Genomic DNA, 456 nt, shown 5'->3' on the forward strand with positions numbered 1-456 from the left:
GCTTCCGCAAATCATCGGAGAACCACTCGTCCCGGACTGCCAGCAGACGGAAGAAAGTGGACTTGCCAGCCCCCTGACCGCCTACCAGACAGAGCATGATTTCAAATTTGCACCCCGGCTGAAAGGCTCGTGAGATTGCACCCAGCAGGAACAGCTTCAACGCTTCATAGGTGTAATCGTCTGCGTCAGCCCCCAGAAAGTGTCGTAGGCAGAAACGGATTCGTTCTGTCCCGTCCCACACAAGGGTATTGAGATAGTCCCGGATGGGATGGTACTTGTTTTCATTCGCCACAATCCCGATGGCATTATCAATCTTTTTCTCATTGGTAAGCCCATAGGTTTCTTCCAGATAAAGAAGCAGATACTTCATGTCCGTATCGTTCAGGGCTGTGCTTTCCCTATGGAAGCCGATGGGCTTTATGATGTCCTTGCGGTCGGTCAGGATGTTGTATGCGA

General features: G+C 51.3%; 1 protein-coding gene. It reads right to left on the reverse strand.

Annotation, left to right across the window (positions count from 1 at the left end; genetic code table 11):
* A partial coding sequence (locus tag G4417_RS17800) for a virulence-associated E family protein (protein WP_243872188.1) occupies positions 1 to 456 on the reverse strand: 456 nt, incomplete at both ends.

Source organism: Blautia wexlerae, assembly GCF_013300825.1.
GTDB classification, from domain to species: Bacteria; Bacillota; Clostridia; order Lachnospirales; family Lachnospiraceae; genus Blautia_A; species Blautia_A wexlerae_B.